Origin of the sequence: Mesorhizobium sp. M7A.F.Ca.CA.003.01.2.1, from assembly GCF_003998945.1 — a bacterium.
GTDB lineage: Bacteria > Pseudomonadota > Alphaproteobacteria > Rhizobiales > Rhizobiaceae > Mesorhizobium > Mesorhizobium ciceri.
The window spans coordinates 1-543 of sequence record NZ_RZRA01001613.1; the positions used below are offsets into that span (position 1 = coordinate 1).

Below are 543 nucleotides of genomic sequence, written 5' to 3' on the forward strand. Positions count from 1 at the left end.
CCATGCTTCCTGTTCATCCCGACGCCATGGGGGCAATGGCGTCTGATTCCATAAATTCACTTATCGATCGGCGCTGGCGATTCAGCGTCACTAAAAGGTAGAGCATTTCACCTAAATCTCAAGTGTTGCTTTTGATCCAGCATAATTAAGTCTCAGTCCCGGCGTCGACAATGGCTCGGCCCGCCCTCGCCATATCGACCAGAACGTGCCGCAATTCACCTGCTGCGCCCAGAGGTTGCGGGTAAAAGACCCGGCAAGCGCCGTCGCCCGACACCAGATCCATGCCATCGGCATCGAATCCGGCAATACGCCAGCCGTTGCCGGATACTTTGGCGAAATGCTGTGCGTAAACGGCGATCGCGTCGAGATGGTCGGCGTTCATGTGGTCGATGGCCGATTGTTCGCGCGCCGCGAGTTCCTCGACGACCGGTCCGCTGGCGAGCAGATCCGATCGGTCGAGCTGATAGGCCTTGCCGAAGCCGCCGTTGAGGCTGGCGCGTTGCGGATCGAGGCGAAAGATCGAAAAGTCACCGAGACCGGCGT

Annotated in this window: 1 protein-coding gene; it reads right to left on the reverse strand. The window is 58.7% G+C overall.

Features of this window, described 5'->3' with window-relative positions; all coding sequences use genetic code 11:
* Positions 1-145 precede the first annotated feature (145 nt).
* On the reverse strand, positions 146-543 hold a 398-nt coding region (locus tag EN969_RS34535), incomplete at its 5' end, for a DUF2470 domain-containing protein (RefSeq protein WP_127419961.1).